General features: G+C 62.2%; 1 protein-coding gene. It reads left to right on the forward strand.

All coding sequences use genetic code 11. From position 1 onward, the window contains the following. The first annotated feature begins 112 nt into the window (after window positions 1-112). Window positions 113-4,537 carry a helicase-like domain-containing protein gene (locus CWO89_RS39945; protein WP_245476791.1) on the forward strand — a complete coding sequence of 1,475 codons (4,425 nt, stop codon included), beginning with the start codon at window positions 113-115 and terminating at the stop codon, window positions 4,535-4,537. Window positions 4,538-5,809 lie beyond the last annotated feature (1,272 nt).

Here is a 5,809-nt window from a genome sequence, read left to right on the forward strand (position 1 = left end):
CGCATTTCAGAACCCGGCCCGCAGCCGGCCCACTCATCAACTCCCGCATCCCGTGCCGTCCGTCGCAGCCCGCGCCGGCGGACGGCGCGCGCCCAACTGGAGGACATTTCCCATGTCGCATGACGATCCTTTCACCCTCGACCTCTTCGGCAATACCGCCCTTTCATCCAGTCTCGGCATTGGCGTCACGGCCTTCGCCGCCGATTTCGGCGGTGATGACGACCATGAGGATGATTCGCCGCCGTCGACGCCGGCCTCGGTAAGGCCGGCGATCGAATCGGCGCGGCGCTCCGAGGACGGTCCCGGCAAGCGCGGCGACAATTTCTATCTTTCCGGCGAGCGTGGCCTCGCAAATGGCTGGAAACAGCGCGCCCGCGACAGCAGCGCCGCAGTTCGGCTCGCCGCACAGATCGAGGCCGAGGAGCGCCCCGCGACGGCCGAGGAGCAGCGGCAACTGATCCGCTTTACCGGCTTCGGCGCCTCGGAGCTCGCCAATGGCGTTTTCCGCCGACCGGGCGAAGCCGAATTCGCGAAGGGCTGGGACGAGATTGGGGCCGACCTGCAGGATGCGGTCGATGAGGCTGACTACGCTTCGCTGGCACGCTGCACCCAGTACGCCCATTTCACGCCGGAGTTCATCGTCCATGCGATGTGGGCGGGTTTGCTGCGCCTCGGCTGGCGCGGCGGCCGCGTGCTTGAGCCCGGCATCGGCACCGGCTTGTTTCCGGCGCTGATGCCGCCGGTTCTGCGCGAGGTCTCCCACGTCACCGGCGTCGAGCTCGATCCCGTCACGGCGCGCATCGCGCGGCTGTTGCAACCCCGGGCGCGGATCGTCACCGGCGATTTCGCGCGCACCGAGCTGCCGGCGCGGTTCGACCTTGTGATCGGCAATCCGCCCTTTTCCGATCGCACCGTCCGCTCGGACCGCGCGCTGCGCTCGCTCGGTCTGCGACTCCACGACTATTTCATCGTCAAGGCGATCAAGATGCTGAAGCCGGGCGGGCTCGCTGCCTTCGTTACATCGCACGGCACGATGGACAAGGCAGATGGCTCGGCGCGCGAGCTGATCGCGAAGCATGCCGATCTCCTCAGTGCCATCCGTCTGCCTGAAGGTAGCTTCCGCGCCGATGCCGGCACCGACGTCGTGGTCGACATCCTGTTCTTCCGGCGGCGCAAGCACGGCGAGCCCGAAGGCGACCTGTCCTGGCTCGACCTGGAGGAAGTGCGCCCCGCGACCGGCGACGAGGGCGCGATCGGCGTCAACCGCTGGTTCGCACGCCATCCCCGCCTTGTGCTCGGCGCCCACGCGTTGACCTCCGGCCCGTTCGGCGAGACCTACACCTGTCTTCCCAAGGCCGGCGAGGAGCTCGCGGCTGCGCTCGCCGACGCGATCACGCTCCTTCCGGACGCCAACTACGATGGCGAACCGGAGGCGGTCGACCCTGACGACGAGTGCGAGGCCGTGCCGGCGAAGTCGGAGCGCTCGGCGAGCCTCACCGCGCGCGAGGGCAGCTATCTGCTCGATCACCGGCATGGCTTGATGCAGATCCTCGACGGGAAGCCGGTTGCAGTCTCGGTGCGCAAGGGCCGCAGCGCCGATGGCATTCCGGAAAAGCACGCTCGGATCATCCAGAAGCTGATCCCGATCCGCGACGCGGTGCGAGAGGTGCTGAAGTGCCAGGAGCTCGACCGGCCGCAGAAGGATGCGCAGGTCAGGCTGCGCATCGCCTGGTCGAACTTTGTCCGCGCTTTCGGGCCGATCAACACGACCGTCGTGTCTACGGCGGAGGACGACGAGACCGGGGAGGTCCGCGAAACGCACCGCAGGCCGAACCTCCAGCCATTCCTGGACGATCCGGACTGCTGGCTGGTGGCCTCGATCGAGGACTATGACCTCGAGTCCGATACGGCGAAGCCGGGTCCGATCTTCACCGAGCGGGTAATCGCTCCGCCGGCGCCGCCCGTCATCACCAGCGCCGCCGACTCGCTGGCCGTCGTTCTCAACGAGCGCGGCCATGTCGACCCCGACCACATCGCGGAGCTTTTGCACCGCGACGCGGACGACGTCATCGACGAGCTCGGCAGCGCCATCTTCCGCGATCCCAGCGGCGGCTCGTGGCAGACGGCGGACGCCTATCTGTCGGGTGCTGTGCGCGACAAGCTCAAGGTTGCGGAAGCGGCGGCTGCGCTCGATCCTGCCTATTCGCGCAACGTGGCCGCTCTGCAGGAGGTGCAGCCTGCCGACCTCCGGCCCTCGGACATCACCGCGCGCCTCGGCGCGCCGTGGATTCCCGCTGGCGACATCGTCGCCTTCGTCAAGGAAACAATGGGCGCGGAGATCAGGATTCACCACATGCCGGAACTGGCCTCGTGGACCGTGGAGGCCCGGCAGCTCGGTTGGATGGCCACCGGTACGTCGGAATGGGGCACCGAGCGGCGGCACGCCGGGCAGCTTCTCTCTGATGCGCTCAACTCCTCCGTCCCGCAGATCTTCGACACCATCAAAGACGGCGACAGCGAGCGTCGGGTCCTCAACGTCGTCGACACCGAGGCGGCGAAGGAGAAGCTCTCGAGGATCAAGACCGCCTTTCAGAATTGGATTTGGTCCGATCCGGATCGGACCGACCGGCTGGCACGGGTCTACAATGACCGCTTCAACAACATCGTGCCGCGCGCCTTCGACGGATCGCATCTGAAGCTGCCGGGCGCCTCTGGCGCTTTCGTTCTCTACGAACATCAGAAGCGCGGCATTTGGCGCATCATCTCCTCGGGCGCGACCTATCTCGCCCACGCGGTCGGCGCCGGCAAGACAATGACGATGGCGGCCGCGATCATGGAGCAGCGCCGGCTCGGACTGATCGCCAAGGCGATGCTTGTCGTGCCCGGTCACTGCCTGGCACAGGCGGCTCACGAATTCCTGGCGCTCTATCCCGGCGCCCGCATCCTCGTCGCCGACGAGACTAACTTCACCAAGAACAAGCGGCATCGCTTCCTGTCGCGCGCCGCGACAGCGACGTGGGATGCGATCATCATCACGCATTCGGCCTTCCGGTTCATTGGCGTGCCATCCGCGTTCGAGCAACAGATGATCCAGGATGAGCTCGAACTTTACGGACAGCTCCTGACCAAGGTCGAAAGCGACGACCGCGTCTCGCGCAAGCGGCTCGAGCGGCTAAAGGAGGGATTGAAGGAACGACTCGAAGCGCTGGCCACGCGCAAGGACGATCTTCTGACCCTCTCCGAGATCGGCGTCGACCAGATCATCGTCGACGAGGCGCAGGAGTTTCGCAAGCTATCCTTCGCTACCAATATGTCGACGTTGAAGGGCGTCGACCCCAACGGCTCGCAGCGCGCCTGGGATCTCTATGTGAAATCGCGCTTCATCGAGACCAATAACCCGGGGCGGGCGCTGGTGCTCGCCTCCGGCACGCCGATTACCAACACGCTCGGCGAGATGTTTTCGGTGCAGCGCTATCTCGGATATGGCGCACTCCTGGATCGCAAGCTCCACGAGTTCGACGCCTGGGCCTCGACTTTCGGCGACGTCTCGACGGAGCTCGAGCTCCAGCCGTCCGGCAGGTACAAGCCGGTTACCCGCTTCGCCACCTTCGTGAACGTCCCTGAATTGATCGCCATGTTCCGGTCCTTCGCCGACGTGGTGATGCCGGAGGACCTGCGGCAGTACGTGAAGATCCCCGCGATCTCGACGGGCAAGCGCCAGATCCTGACGGCAAAACCGACACCGGCGTTCAAGCGCTACCAAGCCCTGCTCGACGCGCGGATCAAGGCGATCGAGACGCGCGACCGGCCGCCGGAGCCGGGTGACGACATTTTGCTCTCGGTCATCACCGATGGGCGGCATGCGGCGATTGACCTGCGTCTGGTCTATCCGGACAGCGATAACGAGCCGAACAACAAGCTGAATCTTCTCGTCGGAAACGCCTTCCGCATCTGGAAGGAGACGTCAGACAACACTTACGTGCGCGCCGATGGCAAGCCGTACGAGCTGCCGGGCGCCGCGCAGATGATCTTCTCCGACCTCGGAACGATCAGCGTCGAGAAGACGCGCGGCTTCTCGGCCTATCGCTGGATCAGAGATGAACTCGTCCGCATGGGCGTGCCCCCGTCCGAGATCGCCTTCATGCAGGACTTCAAGAAGTCCGAGGCCAAGCAGCGCCTGTTCGGTGACGTACGCGCCGGCAAGGTCCGCTTCCTGATCGGCTCCTCAGATACAATGGGGACGGGCGTCAACGCGCAGCTTCGCCTGAAGGCTCTCCATCACCTCGACGTGCCGTGGCTGCCGTCGCAGATCGCGCAGCGCGAGGGCCGGATCGAGCGCCAGGGCAACCAGCACGACGTCATCGACATCTTCGCCTATGCTACGGAGGGCTCGCTCGACGCGAGCATGTGGCAGAACAACGAGCGCAAGGCTCGTCGAGTTGAGCGCTTACGGACTGAATGGCTTCCAGAAGCAGCTTACCACTTTCGGTCGTGGACAATCGGAGTGCCATTGCACTCTCTCGCAAGACCTCGTTGATCTCAACTTGGTTCTGTTTAGCGTTCTTCGTGTGTTCTTGTATGTGTTCAGCAAGCCGAGTGTTCGCAGATTGAATGGCCTCTAGCAGCAAGTCACGAATGTCGCCGACTGAGGACTTGAGCGCCGCAGAACTCTCCCGCAGGACTCTAGTCATTTCATCTTGATTTTGTTTGACGCCGAAGGTCACCTGCTCAGTCAGCTGAATGACTTTGCTCTCGATTTTCGGCAGTCCATCTGAGGCGGTTTCTATAACCTTGCCAAGTTGAGCTATAGATGTCGTGATCTGTCCCCGTTGCATTTCCAGACTATGTAGGAGCTCGCTCAGACGTTGAGCGACGTCGATGAACGTCTCAGCTTTCCCGACCAAATCCTCATATCGTGAAGTTGCGGTTTCCATGTTGTGCGTGGTGCGGCGCTGCTGTTCGACCAAGGCGTCGAGGAGCTCACGATACTGTTTTTGCCACTCCAGCATCGCGCCGACAGCTTGATTGAGTTGTTTGAAATTATCGCCGAACTGGTCAGTGATCTTCGTGTTGAAATCTCTGATCACCTCCTGCAGTGCGACGATCAGCGCCTTAGAGTTGTTTTCGGCGAGCGTTTGCATGAAGGTAGCTTGCGAGCGATTTAGGGCATCGAGTCGATCGTTTGCGTCTTGTCGACTTAACTTTAGTTGCGAAATCAGGGTGGATTCATCGTCTCCGACGAGCGACTGTTGCACGCTGACAAGCTGGCTGTAGAGATCATCAACGGTGGCGCCATCCGGTCGTGCAGATTGCGTCGTTCGTCTCACCCCAAATAGGGCGTATCGAAGTTTTATCGATAGGGCGGCGCCGACACCAACTACTGAGGCGATGAATGCTGTTTTGAGGCCATCAAGCAAAGCTGGAATGCTAGCGTCGATCTTTTGTGGGTCGAATTCGTAGAGCCCTTCGGCGATACCCAGGAACGTGAAGAAAATTCCAGCCGTCGTGAAAATTGATGGCCCTTCGTGGACGGTATGTTCGTTGTACTTGAAGAGGTGCGCTAGTGCAGCGCAGACGATGAGCAGCGTTACCGCCCATTGTGTAATTGGCGGCAAGGTCAGGAATAGTTGCAGTACACCATTTGCGAACGAAAATGATCGTTCCATATTGTCCCCCTGCCCAAGATCGGAAACGCGCTAGTTCTTCGCGCTCAAGTCATTCGTATCAATCAAACAACCCCTGATGGAATTCTATCCAAAAATTCTCCAACGGATATCCGCAAGATAGCGGACGGTGAAATCCGTGGATT

It is taken from the genome of Bradyrhizobium sp. Leo170 (assembly GCF_004296405.1).
Lineage (GTDB): Bacteria > Pseudomonadota > Alphaproteobacteria > Rhizobiales > Xanthobacteraceae > Bradyrhizobium.

Coding starts and splice junctions, on each gene's coding strand:
- CWO89_RS39945 (WP_245476791.1), top strand. CDS start 113: ATGTCGCATGACGATCCTTTCACCCTCGACCTCTTCGGCAATACCGCC.